General features: G+C 71.6%; 18 protein-coding genes. 14 read left to right on the top strand and 4 right to left on the bottom strand.

Features of this window, described 5'->3' with window-relative positions:
• The first annotated feature begins 170 nt into the window (after window positions 1-170).
• The 8 genes from ruvC to ACZ6JT_RS26745 all read left to right on the top strand — a co-directional run bounded on the left by ruvC (window position 171) and on the right by ACZ6JT_RS26745 (window position 9,497).
• The gene (ruvC, locus tag ACZ6JT_RS26780) at window positions 171-707 is read left to right on the top strand and encodes a crossover junction endodeoxyribonuclease RuvC (protein ID WP_469213550.1); all 537 of its coding nucleotides are present in this window, start codon (window positions 171-173) and stop codon (window positions 705-707) included.
• Window positions 704-1,336 carry a Holliday junction branch migration protein RuvA gene (gene ruvA / locus ACZ6JT_RS26775; RefSeq protein WP_469213549.1) on the top strand — a complete coding sequence of 211 codons (633 nt, stop codon included), beginning with the start codon at window positions 704-706 and terminating at the stop codon, window positions 1,334-1,336. Before ruvC ends, ruvA begins: the two co-directional genes overlap by 4 nt.
• Window positions 1,337-1,520: 184 nt before the next feature.
• Window positions 1,521-2,594: a Holliday junction branch migration DNA helicase RuvB gene (gene ruvB / locus ACZ6JT_RS26770; RefSeq protein ID WP_469213548.1), complete on the top strand. Its 1,074-nt coding sequence runs from the start codon at window positions 1,521-1,523 to the stop codon at window positions 2,592-2,594.
• A gap of 166 nt (window positions 2,595-2,760) precedes the next feature.
• A complete protein-coding gene (gene yajC / locus ACZ6JT_RS26765) occupies window positions 2,761-3,237 on the top strand; it encodes a preprotein translocase subunit YajC (RefSeq protein ID WP_469213546.1) in 477 nt (158 codons plus the stop codon).
• A 153-nt stretch (window positions 3,238-3,390) separates the two neighbouring features.
• Complete coding sequence (secD, locus tag ACZ6JT_RS26760; RefSeq protein ID WP_469213545.1) at window positions 3,391-5,184, top strand: protein translocase subunit SecD; 1,794 nt, start codon at window positions 3,391-3,393, stop codon at window positions 5,182-5,184.
• A gap of 3 nt (window positions 5,185-5,187) precedes the next feature.
• Entirely contained in the window at window positions 5,188-6,243 is a 1,056-nt protein-coding gene (secF, locus tag ACZ6JT_RS26755; protein WP_469213543.1) for a protein translocase subunit SecF, read from the top strand.
• Window positions 6,240-6,794 carry an adenine phosphoribosyltransferase gene (locus ACZ6JT_RS26750; protein ID WP_469213541.1) on the top strand — a complete coding sequence of 185 codons (555 nt, stop codon included), beginning with the start codon at window positions 6,240-6,242 and terminating at the stop codon, window positions 6,792-6,794. The genes secF and ACZ6JT_RS26750 overlap by 4 nt, the downstream gene beginning before the upstream one ends.
• Before the next feature lie 270 nt (window positions 6,795-7,064).
• Complete coding sequence (locus tag ACZ6JT_RS26745; protein ID WP_469213539.1) at window positions 7,065-9,497, top strand: RelA/SpoT family protein; 2,433 nt, start codon at window positions 7,065-7,067, stop codon at window positions 9,495-9,497.
• An 80-nt stretch (window positions 9,498-9,577) separates the two neighbouring features.
• Here ACZ6JT_RS26745 and ACZ6JT_RS26740 read toward each other — a convergent pair whose 3' ends face one another.
• Both ACZ6JT_RS26740 and ACZ6JT_RS26735 read right to left on the bottom strand, forming a co-directional pair.
• Window positions 9,578-10,807 (bottom strand): DUF349 domain-containing protein, encoded by a 1,230-nt coding sequence (locus tag ACZ6JT_RS26740; protein ID WP_469213537.1) that lies wholly within the window; start codon window positions 10,805-10,807, stop codon window positions 9,578-9,580.
• Between the two features lie 191 nt (window positions 10,808-10,998).
• Window positions 10,999-11,790 (bottom strand): peptidylprolyl isomerase, encoded by a 792-nt coding sequence (locus ACZ6JT_RS26735; RefSeq protein ID WP_365477536.1) that lies wholly within the window; start codon window positions 11,788-11,790, stop codon window positions 10,999-11,001.
• A 153-nt stretch (window positions 11,791-11,943) separates the two neighbouring features.
• On the opposite strand from ACZ6JT_RS26735, the gene ACZ6JT_RS26730 reads away from it, so the two are divergent.
• The 4 genes from ACZ6JT_RS26730 (at window position 11,944) to ACZ6JT_RS26715 (ending at window position 16,056) form a co-directional block, all read left to right on the top strand.
• Window positions 11,944-12,657 carry an MBL fold metallo-hydrolase gene (locus ACZ6JT_RS26730; protein WP_469213536.1) on the top strand — a complete coding sequence of 238 codons (714 nt, stop codon included), beginning with the start codon at window positions 11,944-11,946 and terminating at the stop codon, window positions 12,655-12,657.
• Window positions 12,658-12,667: 10 nt separating this feature from the next.
• Window positions 12,668-13,921 (top strand): histidine--tRNA ligase, encoded by a 1,254-nt coding sequence (gene hisS, locus ACZ6JT_RS26725; protein ID WP_469213534.1) that lies wholly within the window; start codon window positions 12,668-12,670, stop codon window positions 13,919-13,921.
• A 121-nt stretch (window positions 13,922-14,042) separates the two neighbouring features.
• Window positions 14,043-14,657 (top strand): vitamin K epoxide reductase family protein, encoded by a 615-nt coding sequence (locus ACZ6JT_RS26720; RefSeq protein ID WP_376615517.1) that lies wholly within the window; start codon window positions 14,043-14,045, stop codon window positions 14,655-14,657.
• Window positions 14,658-14,697: 40 nt separating this feature from the next.
• On the top strand, window positions 14,698-16,056 hold the full coding sequence (locus ACZ6JT_RS26715) for a replication-associated recombination protein A (RefSeq protein WP_376615519.1): 1,359 nt from the start codon (window positions 14,698-14,700) through the stop codon (window positions 16,054-16,056).
• Between the two features lie 38 nt (window positions 16,057-16,094).
• Here ACZ6JT_RS26715 and ACZ6JT_RS26710 read toward each other — a convergent pair whose 3' ends face one another.
• Window positions 16,095-17,003, bottom strand: a complete 909-nt coding sequence (locus ACZ6JT_RS26710; RefSeq protein ID WP_469213531.1) for a DUF2470 domain-containing protein — start codon at window positions 17,001-17,003, stop codon at window positions 16,095-16,097.
• 55 nt (window positions 17,004-17,058) lie between these two features.
• Between ACZ6JT_RS26710 and rpsD the strand changes: the two genes are divergently transcribed.
• Window positions 17,059-17,670: a 30S ribosomal protein S4 gene (gene rpsD / locus ACZ6JT_RS26705; protein WP_008740451.1), complete on the top strand. Its 612-nt coding sequence runs from the start codon at window positions 17,059-17,061 to the stop codon at window positions 17,668-17,670.
• A 13-nt stretch (window positions 17,671-17,683) separates the two neighbouring features.
• Here the strand turns inward: rpsD and ACZ6JT_RS26700 are convergent, their stop codons facing one another.
• Entirely contained in the window at window positions 17,684-19,981 is a 2,298-nt protein-coding gene (locus tag ACZ6JT_RS26700) for an ATP-binding protein (RefSeq protein ID WP_469213528.1), read from the bottom strand.
• Between the two features lie 159 nt (window positions 19,982-20,140).
• Between ACZ6JT_RS26700 and ACZ6JT_RS26695 the strand changes: the two genes are divergently transcribed.
• Window positions 20,141-20,584, top strand: a complete 444-nt coding sequence (locus ACZ6JT_RS26695; RefSeq protein WP_469213526.1) for a DUF948 domain-containing protein — start codon at window positions 20,141-20,143, stop codon at window positions 20,582-20,584.
• Window positions 20,585-20,588 lie beyond the last annotated feature (4 nt).

Genomic DNA, 20,588 nt, shown 5'->3' with positions numbered 1-20,588 from the left:
CCTCCCCCCCCTCCCCCTCCCCCCCTCCCCCCCCCCCCCCCCCCCCCCCCCCCCCCCCACCCCCCCCCCCCCCCCACCCCCCCCCCCCCCCCCCCCCCCCCCCGCTGCTTTGTCAGTGGTGCCCGATAACCTGCACCGACACGGACGGATGAGCGAACGAGGGGGGCGAGGTGCGCGTACTGGGCGTGGACCCGGGGCTGACGCGATGTGGTGTCGGCGTCGTCGAGGGTGTCGCCGGCCGCCCCCTGACGATGCTCGGGGTGGGGGTCGTACGCACCCCCGCCGACGCGGAGTTGGGACACCGGCTCGTCGCCGTCGAGCAGGGCATCGAGGAGTGGCTCGACACGCACCGGCCCGAAGTCGTCGCCGTGGAGCGGGTGTTCAGCCAGCACAACGTCAGCACCGTGATGGGCACCGCCCAGGCCAGCGCCGTCGCGATGCTGTGCGCCGCCCGCCGCGGGATACCGGTCGCCCTGCACACCCCGAGCGAGGTCAAGGCGGCCGTCACCGGTAGCGGCCGGGCCGACAAGGCCCAGGTCGGGGCGATGGTCACCCGGCTGCTGCGACTGGCCGCACCGCCCAGGCCGGCGGACGCCGCCGACGCCCTCGCCCTCGCCATCTGCCACATCTGGCGGGCCCCCGCCCAGAACCGCCTCCAGCAGGCGGTCGCCCTGCACGCCTCTGGCTCGAAAGGCCGTACCCGATGATCGCCTTCGTCAGCGGCCCCGTCGCCGCCCTCGCCCCCACCCTTGCCGTGATCGAGGTCGGGGGAGTGGGCATGGCCGTGCAGTGCACGCCCAACACCATCGCCGGCCTGCGGATCGGGGAGCAGGCCCGGCTGGCCACCTCCCTGGTCGTACGGGAGGACTCGCTCACCCTGTACGGCTTCGCCGACGACGACGAGCGCCAGGTCTTCGAGCTCCTCCAGGGCGCGAGCGGGGTCGGGCCGAGGCTGGCGCAGGCGATGCTCGGCGTGCACAGCCCGGACGCGCTGCGCCTGGCCGTCTCCACGGGGGACGAGAAAGCGCTGGTGGCGGTGCCCGGCATCGGCAAGAAGGGCGCGCAGAAGCTGCTGCTGGAACTGAAGGGCAAGCTGGGCGCGCCGCTGGGCGCGAGCGGGCTGGTGGGGGCGCAGCGGGCCGTGGCCAGTGGGCCCGCGCCGTGGACGGAACAGCTGTCCGCCGCGCTGATCGGGCTGGGCTACGCCCCGCGCGAGGCGGAGGAGGCCGTCTCGGCGGTGGCGCCGCAGGCCGAGGCCGCGATCGCCGCCGGCGGTTCGGCCCCGGTCCCGCAGCTCCTGCGCGCCGCCCTCCAGTCCCTGAACCGAGCCCGCTAGCCCCGCCGCCGGGCCACAAAGACCGGGGCTCCGCCTTGGCCCCCGCTTCTCGAACGCCGGAGGGGCCGGGTCCGGCATCCGGGCCCCGCCGGCGATCGAGGCGCGGGGGTTCGGGGGCGCAGCCCCCGCAGCGGCGCCGCAGGCGACCGACCACCGCACGCGAACGATAAGGCAGAGTGACACCGTGAACTGGGACGACGAGACCAACGCAGACGACAGCGAGCGACTCGTCGCGGCCTCGGCAGACGGCGAGGACACCGCAGTCGAGGCGGCCCTGCGGCCCAAGGACCTCGGGGGGTTCGTCGGCCAGGAGAAGGTCCGCCAGCAGCTGGACCTGGTCCTGAAGGCGGCCCGGCAGCGCGGGGCCACCGCCGACCACGTCCTGCTCTCCGGCGCGCCCGGCCTCGGCAAGACCACGCTGTCGATGATCATCGCGGCCGAGATGGGCGCGCCCATCCGCATCACCTCCGGCCCCGCCATCCAGCACGCCGGGGACCTCGCCGCCATCCTGTCCTCCCTCCAGGAGGGCGAGGTCCTCTTCCTCGACGAGATCCACCGCATGTCCCGGCCCGCCGAGGAGATGCTCTACATGGCCATGGAGGACTTCCGCGTCGACGTGATCGTCGGCAAGGGTCCCGGGGCCACCGCGATCCCGCTGGAGCTGCCGCCCTTCACCCTGGTCGGGGCCACCACCCGGGCCGGCCTGCTGCCCCCGCCGCTGCGGGACCGCTTCGGCTTCACCGGGCACATGGAGTTCTACGCCCCCGAGGAGCTGGAGCGCGTCATCCACCGCTCCGCCCGCCTCCTCGACGTGGAGATCGACACCGACGGTGCCGCCGAGATCGCCGGGCGCTCCCGCGGCACCCCGCGCATCGCCAACCGCCTGTTGCGCCGCGTCCGCGACTACGCCCAGGTCCGGGCGGACGGGGTGATCAACCGCGAGGTGGCCGGTACCGCCCTCCAGGTGTACGAGGTGGACGCGCGCGGCCTCGACCGGCTGGACCGCGCCGTCCTGGAGGCACTGCTCAAACTCTTCGGCGGCGGCCCCGTCGGGCTGTCCACCCTGGCCGTGGCCGTGGGCGAGGAGCGCGAGACCGTGGAAGAGGTCGCGGAGCCCTTCCTGGTCCGCGAGGGCCTGCTCGCGCGCACCCCCCGGGGACGGGTCGCGACGCCCGCCGCATGGGCTCACCTGGGGCTCGTCCCGCCGCAGCACGGTGGGAGTGGATCAAGCGGACAACAGGGCTTGTTCGGGGCCTGACGGCGCGGAGGTTCGCCCCCTCAGGAACTGCGGTGCCATGCTGGGCGTTGTTCCATCGGTGCGGACTCGCCTAGACTCCGCCGATGCCGACCCTTCGGGTCGGCATGCCCACCCCCCGTAGAAAAGGCCGCCGTCCGCGTGCGGTCGTGCGAAGGATCTCCGTCCCGTGAATCTCGTGACACTCCTCCCGTTCATCGTGCTCATCGGGGCGATGTTCCTGATGACCCGCTCCGCGAAGAAGAAGCAGCAGGCAGCCGCGCAGATGCGCGACCACATGACGCCCGGCACCGGGGTCCGCACCATCGGTGGCATGTACGCCACGGTGAAGGAGATCGGTGACGACACCGTCACCCTCGAGGTGGCTCCCGGCGTCCACGCGATCTTCGCCAAGAACGCCATCGGCGCCGTGCTCGAGGACGCGGAGTACAACCGCATCGTCCACGGCATCAGCGACGACGTGACGACCGACACGCCGGTCGTCCCGGACGACGCCTCCTCCCTCACCGAGGAGCCGAAGACGGACCTCGCCAAGGACAAGGGCGAGGACGAGGCTCCCAAGCTCGACCTGGGCAAGAAGGACGGGCCCGAGGGCGACGAGGAGCCCAAGGACGGCAAGACCGACGGCGAGGCCGGCGCGAAGTAGCGCGCGGCCGGGGACCGTGCAGGCGCCGGATCGGCGGCCGACGCGGTCCCCGCCAGTGACACTTCTGCGGGGGGCAGGGGTCCCCACCACACATTTCGTGGCCGTCCGCGCGCTGACCCGGCGCGGGGCGGTTGGACAGGGAGAAACGACAAGGTGGCAGCACCGAAGAAGGGCCGGCGGCCCACGGGGGCTCAGGGGAGGCCGGGGCGTGCCCTGGCGATCATCCTGATCGCGATGGTGGCGCTCACCGCGGGGATGTTCATCTCCAAGCAGACGACTCCCCGGCTGGGCATCGACCTCGCCGGCGGCACGAGCATCACGCTCAAGGCCAAGAGCGAGCCCGGCAAAGAGAACGCCATCAACGAGACCAACATGAACACGGCGGTCGGCATCATCGACCGCCGCGTCAACGGTCTCGGCGTGTCCGAGGCGGAGGTCCAGACCCAGGGCCGCGACCACATCATCGTGAACATCCCCAAGGGGACGAACGAGCAGCAGGCGCGCGAGCAGGTCGGCACCACCGCCCAGCTCTACTTCCGCCCGGTCATCGCGTTCGCGGACGGCACCCCCGCCGCGCCCGAGGGCACCCAGAGCCCGAACCCGAGCCCCTCCGCGAGCGGCTCCGGTGCCCCCAAGGCCGAGGACGGCAAGAAGGCCAGCCCCTCCGCCACCCCGTCGTCCAGCGCCACTTCCCAGGGCCGTGCGCTCAGCGAGGCCCTCAAGGCCCCGGCTGCCACCGCCACTCCCTCGCCCTCGGCGAGCGAGTCGAAGAAGGCAGACGACACCAAGGCCCCGGCCCCGTCCCCGTCCGCTCCCCCGACGGGTGACGACGCGGCCGCCGCCGACCTGCAGGCCAAGTTCGCCGCGCTCGACTGCACGGACGAGAAGCAGCGCGCCGCCATCAAGGGCGCCAAGCCCACCGACCCGACGCTCGCCTGCGGCCAGCGCGGCGGAGCCTGGGGCAAGTGGGTCCTGGGCCCGGCCGCGGTCGAGGGCAAGGACGTGAAGAGCGCCAAGGGCGTCATCGACCCGCAGTCGGGTCAGTGGATCGTCACGATGGACTTCAACGACCGCGGTTCCGACGCCTTCGCGAAGGTCACCGGCGAGCTGGCGGCCAAGCAGATGCCGCAGAACCAGTTCGCCATCGTGCTCGACGGCGACGTGGTCTCGGACCCGTCCGTCAGCCAGGCGATCATGGGCGGCAACGCCCAGATCTCGGGCGGCTTCACCCAGCAGTCCGCGCAGGACCTGGGCAACATGCTCTCGTACGGCGCCCTGCCGCTCTCCTTCAGCGAGGACAGCGTCACCACCGTCACCGCCGCGCTCGGCGGCGAGCAGCTGCGGGCGGGCCTGATCGCCGGTGCCATCGGCCTGCTGCTCGTGGTGATCTACCTGCTGGTGTACTACCGGGGCCTGGCGTTCGTCGCCATCCTGAGCCTCCTGGTCTCCGCGATCCTGACCTACACGATCATGGCGCTGCTCGGCAAGGGCATCGGCTTCGCCCTGAACCTGCCCGCCGTCTGCGGCGCGATCGTGGCGATCGGCATCACGGCGGACTCGTTCATCGTGTACTTCGAGCGCATCCGCGACGAGATCCGTGAGGGCCGCACCCTGCGTCCGGCCGTCGAGCGGGCCTGGCCGCGCGCCCGGCGCACGATCCTGGTCTCCGACTTCGTGTCGTTCCTCGCCGCCGCGGTGCTGTTCATCGTGACCGTCGGCAAGGTGCAGGGCTTCGCCTTCACCCTGGGTCTGACGACCCTGCTCGACGTGGTCGTGGTGTTCCTCTTCACCAAGCCCGTCATGACGCTGCTGGCGCGCACGAAGTTCTTCGCCAGCGGTCACCCGTGGTCCGGGCTGGACCCGAAGCGGCTGGGCGCCAAGCCCCCGCTGCGCCGGTCCCGCCGTACCGGTTCCGCCCCCGCCCCCGTCGAAGCAAAGGAGGCGTGAGAGATGTCGAAGCTGGGAGATCTCGGCGCCAGGCTGTACCGCGGTGAGGTCGGCTACGACTTCGTCGGCAAGCGTTTTCTCTGGTACGGCGTTTCCATCCTGATCACCATCACGGCGATCGTGGCCCTGGCGGTCCAGGGTCTCAACATGGGCATCGAGTTCAAGGGCGGTGCCGTCTTCACCACCCCGAAGACGACCGTCTCCGTCGCCCAGGCGACGGAAGCCGCGGAGAAGGCCTCGGGCCACGACGCGATCGTCCAGGAGCTCGGCACCGGCGGCCTGCGCATCCAGATCTCCGGTCTGGACACCGACGCCGCGACCGACGTCAAGAAGGTCCTCGCCACCGACCTCAAGGTCACCCAGGGCGACATCAACGCCGACCTGGTCGGCCCCAGCTGGGGCGAGCAGATCGCGAACAAGGCCTGGACCGGCCTCGGCGTCTTCATGGTCCTCGTGGTGATCTACCTCGCCATCGCCTTCGAGTGGCGGATGGCGGTCGCCGCGCTGATCGCGCTGATCCACGACCTCACGATCACCGTCGGCGTGTACGCGCTCGTCGGCTTCGAGGTCACGCCGGGCACGGTCATCGGTCTGCTGACGATCCTCGGTTACTCCCTCTACGACACCGTCGTCGTCTTCGACGGTCTCAAGGAGGGCTCGAAGGACATCACCAAGCAGACCCGCTGGACGTACAGCGAGGTCGCCAACCGCAGCATCAACGGCACCCTGGTCCGCTCGATCAACACCACGGTCGTCGCGCTCCTCCCGGTCGCCGCGCTGCTGTTCATCGGCGGCGGCTTCCTGGGCGCCGGCATGCTGAACGACATCTCGCTGTCGCTCTTCGTCGGCCTCGCGGCCGGTGCGTACTCCTCGATCTTCATCGCGACCCCGCTGGTCGTGGACCTCAAGGAGCGCGAGCCGGCGATGAAGGCCCTGAAGAAGCGGGTGCTCGCGAAGCGGGCGGCCGCGGCGGCCAAGGGCGAGTCCCCGGACGACGGCTACGCGTCCGAGGACGAGCCGCAGGTCGTGGCACAGGGCCGGCCGGGGCGGCGACGTTGACCGCGCCCCTGTCCGAGGACGTACGGTCCCTGCTGCTCGCACGGATCAAGGACGTCCCGGACTACCCGAAGCCGGGCGTGATGTTCAAGGACATCACCCCGCTGCTGGCCGACCCGAAGGCCTTCGCGGCCCTGACGGACACGCTGGTGGAGCTGGCGGGACGGTACGGCGCGACGAAGATCGTCGGGCTGGAGGCGCGGGGGTTCATCCTGGCGGCTCCGGTGGCCGTGCAGGCCGGCATCGGCTTCGTGCCGGTGCGCAAGGCCGGGAAGCTGCCGGGTGCCACGCTCGCGCAGTCGTACGAGCTGGAGTACGGCACCGCGGAGATCGAGGTCCACGCGGAGGACCTGGCGGCGGGTGACCGGGTCATGGTCATCGACGACGTGCTGGCCACCGGTGGTACCGCCGAAGCCTCGCTCTCGCTGATCCGGCGGGCCGGGGCCGAGGTCGCGGGCGTGGCGGTCCTGATGGAACTGTCGTTCCTGCCGGGGCGGGCCAAGCTGGCGCCCGCGCTGGACGGGGCTCCGCTGGACGCGCTGATCGTGGTCTGACCTCTGCCGTGCCGAAGCGGCGGGTATCCGGATCCTCCGGGTGCCCGCCGCTTTCGTTCCGGGTGCGGACCGGGGGCCGGCCCGCGCACCCCCGGCGCCTCAAACGCCGGCGCTGCCGGAACCGGCGCCCGCCCGGAGCGTCGTGCGGGGCGCGGGGGAGCCTAGGGGAACAGGGTCGTGCAACCCTCGCTACCATGGGTTGTCCGGACCGGACACGGGCACCGGATCCTCCCCCAAACGCCGTCCGGGGGGACCCCCAGAGGAGCGCTCTTGCCAGACGAGGTCCAGCCAATCTCCGCCGCGCAGCCCGACCCGAAGGCCGAGCCGGCCACGGCGGTTCCCGCTACGCCCCCGCCGGCTCCGCCGGCGCCGCCGGTCAAGCCCGCGCCGGGGAAGTCGGCCGGTTCCTCGAACCGGGTGCGTGCCCGTCTCGCCCGGCTCGGCGTGCAGCGCTCGAACCCGTACAACCCGGTGCTGGAGCCCCTGCTCCGCATAGTCCGCAGCAACGACCCGAAGATCGAGACGTCGACGCTGCGCCAGCTCGAACAGGCCTACCAGGTCGCCGAGCGCTGGCACCGAGGCCAGAAGCGCAAGAGCGGCGACCCGTACATCACCCACCCGCTCGCGGTGACGACCATCCTCGCCGAGCTCGGCATGGACCCGGCCACCCTGATGGCCGGTCTGCTGCACGACACCGTCGAGGACACCGAGTACGGCCTGGAGGACCTGCGCCGGGACTTCGGCGACGCCGTGGCCCTCCTCGTCGACGGCGTCACCAAGCTGGACCGGGTGAAGTTCGGCGAGGCCGCCCAGGCCGAGACGGTCCGCAAGATGGTCGTGGCGATGGCCAAGGACCCGCGCGTCCTCGTCATCAAGCTCGCCGACCGGCTGCACAACATGCGCACGATGCGCTACCTCAAGCGGGAGAAGCAGGAGAAGAAGGCCCGCGAGACGATCGAGATCTACGCCCCGCTGGCGCACCGGCTGGGCATGAACACGATCAAGTGGGAGCTGGAGGACCTCTCCTTCGCGATCCTCTACCCGAAGATGTACGACGAGATCGTCCGCCTGGTCGCCGAGCGGGCGCCCAAGCGCGACGAGTACCTCGCCCTCGTCACCGACGAGGTGATGGTCGACCTCAGGGCCGCCCGGATCAAGGCCACCGTCACGGGCCGGCCGAAGCACTACTACAGCGTCTACCAGAAGATGATCGTCCGCGGCCGGGACTTCGCGGAGATCTACGACCTGGTGGGCATCCGCGTCCTCGTCGACACGGTCCGGGACTGCTACGCGGCCCTCGGCACCGTGCACGCGCGCTGGAACCCGGTCCCCGGCCGGTTCAAGGACTACATCGCGATGCCCAAGTTCAACATGTACCAGTCGCTCCACACGACGGTCATCGGGCCCAGCGGAAAGCCCGTCGAACTGCAGATCCGCACCTTCGACATGCACCGCCGCGCGGAGTACGGCATCGCCGCGCACTGGAAGTACAAGCAGCAGACCGTCGCCGGCACCTCCAAGGTCCGCACCGACGTCCCCCAGGCCGCCAAGGGCAGCGCCGGCCAGGACACGGTCAACGACATGGCATGGCTGCGCCAGCTGCTGGACTGGCAGAAGGAGACCGAGGACCCGGGCGAGTTCCTGGACTCGCTGCGCTTCGACCTCTCCCGCAACGAGGTCTTCGTCTTCACCCCCAAGGGCGACGTCATCGCGCTGCCCGCCGGCGCCACCCCCGTCGACTTCGCGTACGCCGTCCACACCGAGGTCGGTCACCGGACCATAGGCGCCAGGGTCAACGGCCGCCTGGTGCCGCTGGAGTCCACGCTCGACAACGGCGACCTGGTCGAGGTCTTCACCTCGAAGGCCGAGGGCGCGGGCCCGTCCCGTGACTGGCTGGGCTTCGTCAAGTCCCCGCGGGCCCGCAACAAGATCCGCGGCTGGTTCTCCAAGGAGCGCCGCGACGAGGCCATCGAGCACGGCAAGGACGCCCTCGCGCGGGCCATGCGCAAGCAGAACCTGCCGATCCAGCGCATCCTCACCGGTGACTCGCTCGTCACCCTCGCGCACGAGATGCGCTACCCCGACATCTCCTCCCTGTACGCGGCGATCGGCGAGGGCCACGTGGCCGCGCAGGGCGTCGTACAGAAGCTGGTGTCGGCCCTCGGCGGGGAGGAGGCGGCCAACGAGGACATCGAGGAGTCGATCCCGCCGGCGCGCGCCCGCAGCAAGCGGCGCAGCAACGCCGACCCGGGCGTGGTCGTCAAGGGCGTCGACGACGTGTGGGTCAAGCTGGCCCGCTGCTGCACCCCGGTGCCCGGCGACCCGATCATCGGGTTCGTCACCCGCGGCAGCGGCGTATCGGTTCACCGCGCGGACTGCGTCAACGTCGACTCGCTCTCCCAGCAGCCCGAACGGATGCTGGAGGTCGAGTGGGCGCCCACCCAGTCCTCGGTCTTCCTCGTCGCCATCCAGGTGGAGGCGCTGGACCGGTCCCGGCTGCTGTCGGACGTCACCCGGGTCCTGTCGGACCAGCACGTCAACATCCTCTCCGCCGCCGTCCAGACCTCCCGAGACCGGGTGGCCACCTCCCGGTTCACCTTCGAGATGGGCGACCCCAAGCACCTGGGCCACGTCCTGAAGGCCGTCCGGGGTGTGGAGGGCGTCTACGACGTCTACCGGGTGACCTCGGCCCGCCGGCCGTAAGACCCGTGTGGGCCGCGGCCCACACGACGAAGGGCCCCGGTACGCGCCGCGCGTACCGGGGCCCTTCGTCAGTGGCAGGCTCAGCCGCCGAACTCCTCCAGGCCCTTCAGCGCCTGGTCCAGCAGGGCCTGGCGGCCCTCCAGCTCCCGGGCCAGCTTGTCGGCCTTCGCGTTGTTGCCGGCGGCGCGCGCCGCGTCGATCTGCTCACGCAGCTTGTCGACCGCCGCCTGGAGCTGACCCGTCAGACCGGCCGCACGCGCCCGCGCCTCCGGGTTCGTACGGCGCCACTCGCCCTCCTCGGCCTCCTGGATCGCCCGCTCCACCGCGTGCATCCGGCCCTCGACCTTCGGCCGGGCGTCCCGCGGCACGTGGCCGATGGCCTCCCAGCGCTCGTTCAGGGAGCGGAACGTGGCACGGGCTGACTTCAGGTCCGTGATCGGGACGAGCTTCTCGGCCTCGTCGGCCAGCTCCTCCTTCAGCTTCAGGTTCTCCACCTGCTCGGCGTCGCGCTCCGCGAACACCTCGCTGCGGGCCGCGAAGAACACGTCCTGCGCACCGCGGAAACGGTTCCACAGGTCGTCCTCGGACTCGCGCTGCGCCCGGCCCGCCGCCTTCCAGTCCGCCATCAGCTCGCGGTAGCGGGCGGCCGTCGGACCCCAGTCGGTCGACTTCGACAGCGACTCGGCCTCCGCGACCAGCTTCTCCTTGACCTTGCGGGCGTCCTCGCGCTGCGCGTCCAGCGAGGCGAAGTGTGCCTTGCGGCGCTTGGAGAAGGCGGAACGGGCGTGCGAGAACCGGTGCCACAGCTCGTCGTCCGACTTGCGGTCCAGGCGCGGCAGCCCCTTCCAGATGTCCACCAGGGCACGCAGCCGCTCGCCGGCGCTGCGCCACTGGTCGCTCTGCGCCAGCTGCTCGGCCTCGGCGACCAGCGCGTCCTTGGCCGCACGGGCCTCGTCCGTCTGCTTCGCCTTCTGGGCCTTGCGCTCCTCGCGCCGCGACTCCACGGTCCCGACCAGCTTGTCCAGCCGCACGCGCAGGGCGTCCAGGTCGCCCACGGCGTGGTGCTCGTCGACCTGCGTGCGCAGGTGGTCGATCGCCGTCTGGGCGTCCTTGGCGGACAGATCAGTGGTCCGCACCCGCTTTTCGAGGAGGCCGATCTCGACCACCAGGCCCTCGTACTTGCGCTCGAAATAGGCCAGGGCCTCCTCAGGGGTGCCCGCCTGCCACGAACCGACGACCTGCTCGCCCTCGGAAGTACGCACGTACACGGTGCCCGTCTCGTCGACTCGGCCCCACGGGTCGCTGCTCACAGCGCCTCCTCCACCTGATGCCTTGCGAGGGGTTCACCCCCTGGGCATCGTCCACAGTTTCCTGGGGCGGGCAGCGCCCGCCCTGCACAACGCCAACATAGGCGACCGCCGGGCCGGCTGTCCGCATCCCGCACGACGGAATCTCGACGTACGGGCGGCGGGCCGGCCAGGCCCGGCGCTTGCGCCTCCGGTCAGTTCTGGGTGACCGTGCCCTTCTCGATCTTGACCTCGGTCTTCGGCGCACCGTCCTGGCCGCCGTCGACCGTACCGGCCTTGGCGATGTCCTCCAGGACCTTCAGGCCGGCCGCGTCGATCTTGCCGAACGGGGTGTACGACGGCGCCAGCGGGCTGTCCTTGTAGACGAGGAAGAACTGGCTGCCGCCCGAACCGGGCTGACCCGTGTTGGCCATCGCGACCGTGCCCGCCGGGTAGATCACCTGACCCTGCTCGTTGGCCTTGCCGAGCGAGTCCAGGTTCTCGTCCGGGATGTTGTAGCCCGGGCCGCCGCGGCCGGTGCCCTCGGGGTCGCCGCACTGCAGCACGAAGATCCCGCCGGCCGTCAGCCGGTGGCACTTCGTGTTGTCGAAGTACTTCTTGTCGGCGAGCGACTTGAAGGAGTTCACGGTCTGCGGGGTCTTCGCCGCGTCCATCGTGAAGTTGATGTCGCCCGCGCTCGTCTTCAGCGCGAAGGTGTACTTCGCCTTCTGGTCGATCGCCATCTCCGGCGAGGGGGACTGCTTGGGCTCGGGCGCCGACGGCGAGGCCGACGGGTTCGCCGCCGGGTCCGCCGCCTGGTCCTTCTTGTCCTTGTCGAAGACACCGCCGACGATCAGGCCGACCAGGGTTGCGACCACCACGGCCACCGCCGCGCCGATCACCGCCGTACGCTGCCGCGCCTTCTTGCGGGCCTCGGCCCGGCGCGCCTGCTGGCGCTCGTACTTCTCCCTGGCGAGCTGTCGCCGCCGCTGATCGCTCGTGACCACGGGGTCGTCTCCTTGTACGTGTCTGGTACTGCTGTCCGGGCTGGGATAGGCCGTACCGTATATGGGTTCGCTGTGTAATGAGCGGCGCCGGTAGGCTCTGAGCAGCAGGATTCCGACCTGCGACCTCCCGCCGGACGACGATTGAGGACGAACGTGCTGATTGCCGGGTTCCCCGCCGGGGCCTGGGGGACCAACTGTTACGTGGTCGCCCCCGCCGCCGGTGAGGAGTGCGTCATCATCGACCCGGGCCACCAGGCCGCCCAGGGTGTCGAGGAGACGCTGAAGAAGCATCGGCTCAAGCCCGTCGCGGTCGTGCTGACCCATGGCCACATCGATCATGTGGCCTCGGTGGTCCCGGTGTGCGGAGCACACGACGTACCGGCCTGGATCCACCCCGAGGACCGCTACATGATGAGCGACCCGGAGAAGGCCCTCGGCCGCTCCATCGGGATGCCGCTCATGGGCGAGCTGACCGTGGGCGAGCCGGACGACGTCCGCGAACTGGCCGACGGCGCCGCGCTGAGATTGGCCGGAATGGACTTCTCCGTGGCGCACGCGCCCGGGCATACGAAGGGGTCGGTGACCTTCCGGATGCCCGAGCTGGCGGACATCCCGCCGGTCTTCTTCTCGGGCGACCTGCTCTTCGCCGGCTCCATCGGACGTACCGACCTGCCCGGCGGCTCCCACGCCGAGATGCTCGAGTCGCTGGGCCGCGTGTGCCTGCCGCTCGAGGACTCGACCGTGGTGCTGTCCGGCCATGGTCCCCAGACCACCATCGGCCGCGAGCGCGCGACCAACCCGTACCTGCGGGAGGTCGCGGCCGGCCTGGCAGCGGACCCGACAGCCGCTCCACGACGAGGAATGTGACGAGAGTTTCGTGGCTACTTTTCAGGCCCCCAAGGGCACGTACGACCTGATCCCGCCGGTATCCGTGAAGTACCTGGCGGTGCGCGAGGCCATCGCGGCGCCCCTGCGCAACTCCGGATACGGCTACATCGAGACCCCGGGCTTCGAGGACGTGGGCCTCTTCGCCCGCGGCGTCGGCGAGTCCACCGACATCGTCTCCAAGGAGATGTACGCCTTCGAGACCAAGGGCGGTGACCAGCTCGCCCTGCGCCCCGAGGGCACCGCCTCCGTGCTGCGCGCGGCCCTGGAGGCCAGCCTGCACAAGAAGGGCAACCTGCCGGTCAAGCTCTGGTACTCCGGCTCCTACTACCGTTACGAGAAGCCGCAGGCGGGCCGCTACCGCCACTTCTCGCAGGTCGGCGCCGAGGCGATCGGCGCCGAGGACCCGGCCCTGGACGCCGAGCTGATCATCCTTGCCGACCAGGCGTACCGCTCGCTGGGCCTGCGCGACTTCCGGATCCTGCTGAACTCCCTGGGCGACAAGGAGTGCCGCCCCGTGTACCGGGAGGCGCTGCAGTCCTTCCTGCGGGGCCTCGACCTCGACGCGGAGACCATGCGCCGCGCCGAGATCAACCCGCTGCGCGTCCTCGACGACAAGCGGGCCGACGTACAGAAGCAGCTCGTCGGCGCCCCGCTGCTGCGCGACTACCTGTGCGACGCGTGCAAGGCCTACCACGAGCAGGTCCGGGTCCTGGTGACCGCGGCCGGCGTCGCCTTCGAGGACGACGACAAGCTGGTGCGCGGCCTGGACTACTACACCCGCACCACCTTCGAGTTCGTCCACGACGGCCTGGGCATCGCGGTCGGCGGCGGCGGCCGCTACGACGGCCTGTCCGAGATGATCGGCGGCCCGGCGCTGCCGTCGGTGGGCTGGGCGCTCGGCGTGGACCGCACGGTCCTCGCGCTGGAGAAGGAGGGCGTCGAGCTCGACATCCCGGCGTCGACCTCGGTGTTCGCGGTGGCGCTGGGCGAGGCCAAGGCGACCGTGTTCGGCCTCGTGACGCAGCTGCGCAGGGCGGGCGTCGCGGCGGACATGTCGTACGGCGGCAAGGGCCTCAAGGGTGCCATGAAGGACGCGAACCGCAGCGGCGCGCGCTTCGCGGTCGTGGTGGGCGAGCGGGACCTCGCGGAGGGCGTCGTCCAGCTGAAGGACATGGAGTCCGGCGAGCAGACGGCCGTGCCCGTCGACGGGCTGGTCGACACGGTCCGGGCCCGCCTCGCCTGACGGCGGCGGCAAGGGAGCACACAGGACGGGGCCGGGGATCTTTCCCCGGCCCCGTCCGTTCACAGGCTCGTACGGCACAATGGCGCGTGCTTGATCACCTGGCAGATGTGGAGCGGGCGGTATGACGACACGAAGCACGGACGCGGAGACCGCCCGGGGGACCGTCGGCGGCAGCCGGGCGCTGGCCCTGCTGCTGGTGATCACGGGGGCCGCGGGCCTGCTGGCCGCCTGGGTGATCACGATCGACAAGTTCAAGCTGCTGGAGGACCCGAACTTCACGCCGGGCTGCAGCCTGAACCCGGTCGTCTCCTGCGGCAACATCATGAAGAGCGACCAGGCGGCCGTCTTCGGCTTCCCGAACCCCATGCTCGGACTGGTCGCCTACGGCATCGTGATCTGCGTCGGCATGAGCCTGCTGGCCGGAGCCCGGTTCCGCCCCTGGTACTGGCTGACGCTGAACGCGGGCACCCTCTTCGGCGTGGTGTTCTGCGCCTGGCTCACCTACCAGTCGCTCTACAACATCAACTCGCTGTGCCTGTGGTGCTGCCTGGCCTGGGTCGCCACGATCTTCATGTTCTGGTACGTCACCTCGCACAACGTCCGCGAGGGCCTGCTGCCGGCTCCGGGCTGGCTCAAGGGCTTCCTCGACGAGTTCACCTGGGTACTGCCGGTGCTGCACGTCGGGATCATCGGCATGCTGATCCTCACCCGCTGGTGGGACTTCTGGACCTCGTAGTCCCGCCGGCCCTGTCGGTGGGCTCGCTTAGGCTTCCTGTGTGGAACCAGACCTGTTCACCGCAGCTGCCGAAGAACGCCAGGAGAAGGACCCCGCGAGTTCCCCGCTCGCCGTCCGGATGCGCCCGCGCACCCTGGACGAGGTCGTCGGCCAGCAGCACCTGCTGAAGCCCGGATCGCCGCTGCGGCGGCTGGTCGGGGAAGGGGCCGGCGGCCCGGCCGGTGCCTCGTCGGTGATTCTCTGGGGCCCGCCCGGCATCGGCAAGACCACCCTCGCGTACGTGGTCAGCCAGGCCACGCAGAAGCGCTTCGTGGAGCTGTCCGCCATCACCGCGGGCGTCAAGGAGGTACGGGCGGTCATCGAGGGCGCCCGGCGCGCGGCCGGCGGCTACGGCAAGGAGACCGTCCTCTTCCTCGACGAGATCCACCGCTTCAGCAAGGCCCAGCAGGACTCGCTGCTCCCGGCCGTGGAGAACCGCTGGGTCACGCTGATCGCGGCCACCACCGAGAACCCGTACTTCTCGATCATCTCCCCGCTGCTGTCGCGATCGCTGCTGCTGACGCTGGAACCGCTGACCGACGAGGACCTGAGCGCGCTGATGCGGCGCGCGCTCGCCGAGGAGCGGGGCCTGGGCGGGGCGGTGACCCTGCCGGCGGACGCCGAGGCACACCTGCTGCGGATCGCCGGCGGCGATGCCCGGCGGGCCCTGACGGCGCTGGAGGCCGGTGCGGGCTCGGCCATCGCCAAGGGCGAGGCGGAGATCACCCTGGAGACGGTCGAGGAGGCGGTCGACCGCGCCGCCGTCCGCTACGACCGCGACGGCGACCAGCACTACGACGTGGCGAGCGCCCTGATCAAGTCGATCCGGGGCTCGGACGTGGACGCGGCGCTGCACTACCTCGCCCGCATGATCGACGCGGGGGAGGACCCCCGGTTCATCGCGCGCCGCCTGATGATCTCGGCGAGCGAGGACATCGGCCTCGCGGATCCGACGGCCCTGCCGATCGCGGTGGCCGCGGCGCAGGCGGTGGCGATGATCGGCTTCCCGGAGGCCGCGCTGACCCTCTCGCACGCGACGATCGCGCTGGCGCTGGCCCCGAAGTCGAACACCGCCACGACCGCGATCGGCGCGGCGCTGGCCGACGTACGGGCCGGGCTGGCGGGGACGGTCCCGGCGCACCTGCGGGACGGGCACTACAAGGGCGCGGCGAAGCTGGGGCACGCGCAGGGGTACGTGTACCCGCACGACGTCCCGGGCGCGATCGCGGCGCAGCAGTACGCGCCCGACGAGCTGCACGGGAAGCGGTACTACGAGCCGACGCGGTACGGAGCGGAGGCGCGGTACGCGGACGTGGTGGAAAAGGTCCGCGAGCGGCTCCGGGGCGCCGGGCCGTCCTGACCCGCGGCGCCGCCGTCGAGGGGGACGGCCGCCCGCCCTCAGTGAGAGGCCGCCGAGAAGAGCGTGCGCATCGCCCGGCGCAGGCCGCAGACGTCCGCCACCGGCTCCGGGAAGTCGAAGCGGGCGTCGAAGGAGCCGGCGGCGCCGCCGGTGAAGCGGACGCGCAGGCCCAGGCGGTCCAGGGCGAGCGGGACGGCGGTCATGCCCCCGGCCCCGCGCGGGCCGAGCAGGCCGCACAGTTCGCCGATCCGGTCCCCGTGGGCCGCGTGCAGGTGCTGCAGCAGCTCCGTCTCGTGGGCGACCATCGGGTCGGGCTCCGCCGCGGCCAGGTCCTCCGGGTCCACGTGCTCGGCGCCCCACAGGTCGTCCACCGAGATCTCGCCGACCTCCAGCCGCAGCATCATCCACGCCGGGCGGGCCGGGTACGGCAGCTCCGAGGCCTCCGACAGACCCAGCAGCTCGCCCACCGGGTGGCGCTCCGCGAGCAGCGCCGCGCAGGCCGCGCGGTCGTCACCGCGCACCGGGGTGAGCCACCCGGCCAGCCAGGCGCGACCTCGGATACGATGTGGAACGGACACCGGCGCCACATCCGTGATCTCGATCACGGCGGTGAGGTCGTCGTCCTGGGCGTGAGCGGCTGCTCTGGCAGCCGCGGATTCCCCGGAAACAAGGAGAATCACGTCCCCGTCCGGGGTGACGGTCCGTGCGGCCGGCATCCCTGTCCCGAACTCCTCGTGCTCGTGACTGTCACGAGCACCGATGAGCGTGAGGGATACTGAGGCGTTGGACTCTACGAGGGTTCGTACGCGTTCGGCTCCGGTGAGCTGCCGAACGCCTTCCCTGGGACGCGGCTGACCTTGCTTATCGTCGGCGCAAGCGGATTCTGTTTCGTCTGAATCCGAACTGCGCTGCGCACTGGGCAGGGGGATCCCATGTGGTCGAGACATTACGTCCTCCTCGCTAAGGTAAGCCTCACCTAACTTACATGGAGGTAGGTTCCACGTGAACCAGAAGCGACCCAAGGTCAAGAAGTCGCGTGCCCTCGGCATTGCGCTGACCCCGAAGGCCGTCAAGTACTTCGAGGCCCGCCCCTACCCGCCGGGCGAGCACGGCCGTGGCCGCAAGCAGAACTCGGACTACAAGGTTCGTCTGCTGGAGAAGCAGCGTCTGCGCGCTCAGTACGACATCTCCGAGCGTCAGATGGCCCGCGCGTACGACCGCGCCAAGAAGGCCGAAGGCAAGACGGGCGAGGCGCTTGTCGTCGAGCTCGAGCGTCGTCTCGACGCCCTGGTCCTGCGTTCGGGCATCGCCCGCACCATCTACCAGGCCCGCCAGATGGTCGTTCACGGCCACATCGAGGTCAACGGTGACAAGGTCGACAAGCCGTCGTTCCGTGTCCGCCCGGACGACGTCATCACCGTGCGCGAGCGCAGCCGCGAGAAGGTTCCGTTCCAGGTTGCCCGTGAGGGTGGCTACGCAGGCGAGGGCGAGACCCCGCGCTACCTGCAGGTCAACCTGAAGGCCCTGGCCTTCCGCCTGGACCGCGACCCGAACCGCAAGGAAATCCCGGTCATCTGCGACGAGCAGCTCGTCGTCGAGTACTACGCCCGCTGATGCAGGCCTAGTCTCACTGGCTGGTCAGCCCGCCGTCCCCTCCGGGGGGCGGCGGGTTTTCCCGTTCCCGGGCCCACCCGGCCCCCGGACCACGGCGGTCCGCCGCCGCCGCGCGGCGCGGCACCGGGGGGCCGCCCGTCCCGCCGTCCCGTCCCGCCTGCCGGGACACCCGGCGCCCGCGCCCGCGCTCACCGGGGCCGCGCCGGGCCCGCCCGACCAGGGCCTCGCGGCTCAGCTGCCGCCCCTGCGCCGCGTACGCCTCGTACCGCTCGGCGCCCAGCAGCTCGCCGGCCCGCTCCCGGCACATCAGCCGCGGGGCGTTGAAGTACCCCGAACCGAACAGCCGCAGCCCCACCCCGCCCCACATCGGCTCCGCAGCTCCCTGCAGCAGCGCCGCCTCGGCCGGATCGCCCTCCGCGACCGTCACCAGGGCCAGCAGCTCCAGCGCGAGCACCAGCCCGACCAGGTCGTGGAAGGCGTGGTTGATCGCGACGCACTCCTCGAGCAGCCGCCGGGCCTCCTGCGCGTCCCCCGCGTCGAGGGCCGCGTAGGCGAGCACGTACAGGGCGTACGCCTTCGTCCAACGCTCCCCGCGCTCCTCGCAGATCTCCCGGACCTCCCGGCACAGGGTGAGCGCGCCCGGCAGCTCCCCCTGGAAGGCCAGCGTCATCCCCAGCTCCACCTGGCACATCAGCACGTTGCTGTTCAGCTCGCCGACCGCCCGGTACTGCTCCAGGGCCGAGCCCAGCAGCTCCCGGGCCCGGGCCATGTCGTCCGAGACGAGCGCCAGGCAGCCCAGCCGGTGCACCGCGTAGGCCGTGGCGAGGGGGTTCCCGCTGTGCGCCGCCGCCTCCCGGCACTCGTACAGGGCACCCATCGAGGCCGCCGCGTCCCCCTGCAGGGCCGCGACGTAGCCGAGGACCCACAGGGCCTTCAGCCGGGAGCTCTCGTACTCCGTCACCGCACGGCCGGTGGGCTCCAGGACCCGGTCCAGCCAGTGCCGCCCCTCGGTCAGGCGCCCGCACCCCGCCCAGTAGAACCACAGGGTGCCCGCCAGGTACTGGCCCAGGTGCACCTCGTCCGGCTCGTCGAGGCAGCACTCCAGCGCGAGCCGCAGGTTCGCCAGCTCCGTCTCCACCAGCACGGCCACCTCCTGCTGGCGCGGGCTGAACCAGTCCAGCTCGCACCAGGTGGCCAGCCCCATGTACCAGTCCCGGTGCCGCCGCCGCAGCCGCCGGGCGTCGCCCAGCGACTCCAGCCACCCCGCCCCGTACACCCGTACGGTCTCCAGCATCCGGAAGCGCACCCCGGCAGCCGTCTCCTCGCGGACCAGCAGGGACTGCTCCTGGAGCTCGCCCACCAGGTCCAGTACGTCGTCCACCGGCAGGTCCGGACCCGCGCACACGTATTCGGCGGCGTCGAGGTCGAACCGCCCCGCGAACACCGACAGTCGCGCCCACAGCAGCCGCTGCGCGGGCGTGCACAGCTCGTGGCTCCAGCCGATGGCCGTACGCAGCGCCCGGTGCCGGGGCAGCGCCCCGCGCGCCCCGCCCGTCAGCAGCGCGAAACGGTCCTCCAGCCGGGCCAGCACCTGCTCGGGGGACAGGGTCCGCAGCCGGGCCGCCGCCAGCTCCAGGGCGAGCGGGATCCTGTCGAGGCGCGCGCACACCTCGACCAGGGCCTCCCGGTTCGCCTCCGTGACGGCGAAGTCCGGGTCGGCCGCCGCGGCCCGCGCCGCCAGCAGGGCCAGGGCCTCCTCCGGGGGCGGCGGGGCCAGCGGGAAGGCCAGCTCCCCGTCGAGGGCGAGCGGGCGCCGGCCCGCCGCGAGCACCCGCAGCCCGGGGCAGCGGCGCAGCAGCTCCCGTACCAGCTCGGCGGTCTCGTCGACCAGTTGCTCGAAGCCGTCCAGGACCAGCAGCAGCCGGCGCCCGGCCAGGTGCTCGGCCAGGACGGTCCGGGGCGGCCGGGTGGTGTGGTCGGTCAGCCCGAGCGCCTCCGAGACGGTCAGCTCCAGCAGCGCGGGATCCCGTACGCGGGCCAGCTCGGCCAGCCACACGCCGTCGCCGTGCCGCTCCTGCGCCGCCCGCGCGGCGAGGGTCCCCTGCGACCCCTGCGCCGCCTCGGCTGCCGACCAGGCCGCCGCGAGGGCCAGCCGGGACTTGCCCACCCCGCCCACGCCGGTCACCGTGACGAGTCGGGAGGACGCCAGGAGCCGCCCCAGCTCGGCGAGTTCGGCACCCCGCCCGATGAACCGGCCCGGCTCCGAGGGAAGATTGCCCCAGGGCCGCTCTCGCAGGGGTCTGTGTCGCATGGGACACGGAGGGTACTGGTCCGGATGCGCTGCGTTCAAGGCGGTGCCCTCCGACCGCCATTCGGGTACGGCCGGGGATCCCCGGCGCGATAGGGTCGGAGGACCAAGGGGGGAATCGGTGCAGCCGGCAGTTCAGGCGCAGACAGAGAGCGGTGTGACGTGTCCGGTGTAGAGGTGGCCGGGATCATCGTGGCCGTCTTCTGGGCCATCCTGATCTCGTTCCTCGCCGTGGCGCTGGCGAGGCTGGCCCAGGTGCTCAGGGCGACCACCAAGCTGGTGGCCGACGTGACCGACCAGGCCGTCCCGCTGCTCGCGGACGCCTCCACCACCGTCCGCTCCGCGCGCACCCAACTGGACCGGGTCGACGCCATCGCGAGCGACGTCCAGGAGGTCACCTCCAACGCGTCCGCGCTGTCCTCCACCGTGGCGACCGCCTTCGGCGGGCCGCTGGTGAAGGTCGCGGCCTTCGGCTACGGCGTCCGCAAGGCGCTGGGCAAAGGGGATGCCGCGACGTCGGGCGGCGTGCCGCCGAAGACGTCCCGACGTAACGTGATCGTTGGCCGTACGGTGCCGTCCGCCCGGCGCCGGAAGCAGAAGGGCTGAGACC

It is taken from the genome of Streptomyces sp. NPDC046308 (genome assembly GCF_055588065.1).
This window is presented reverse-complemented; position numbering and strand designations above follow the sequence as displayed.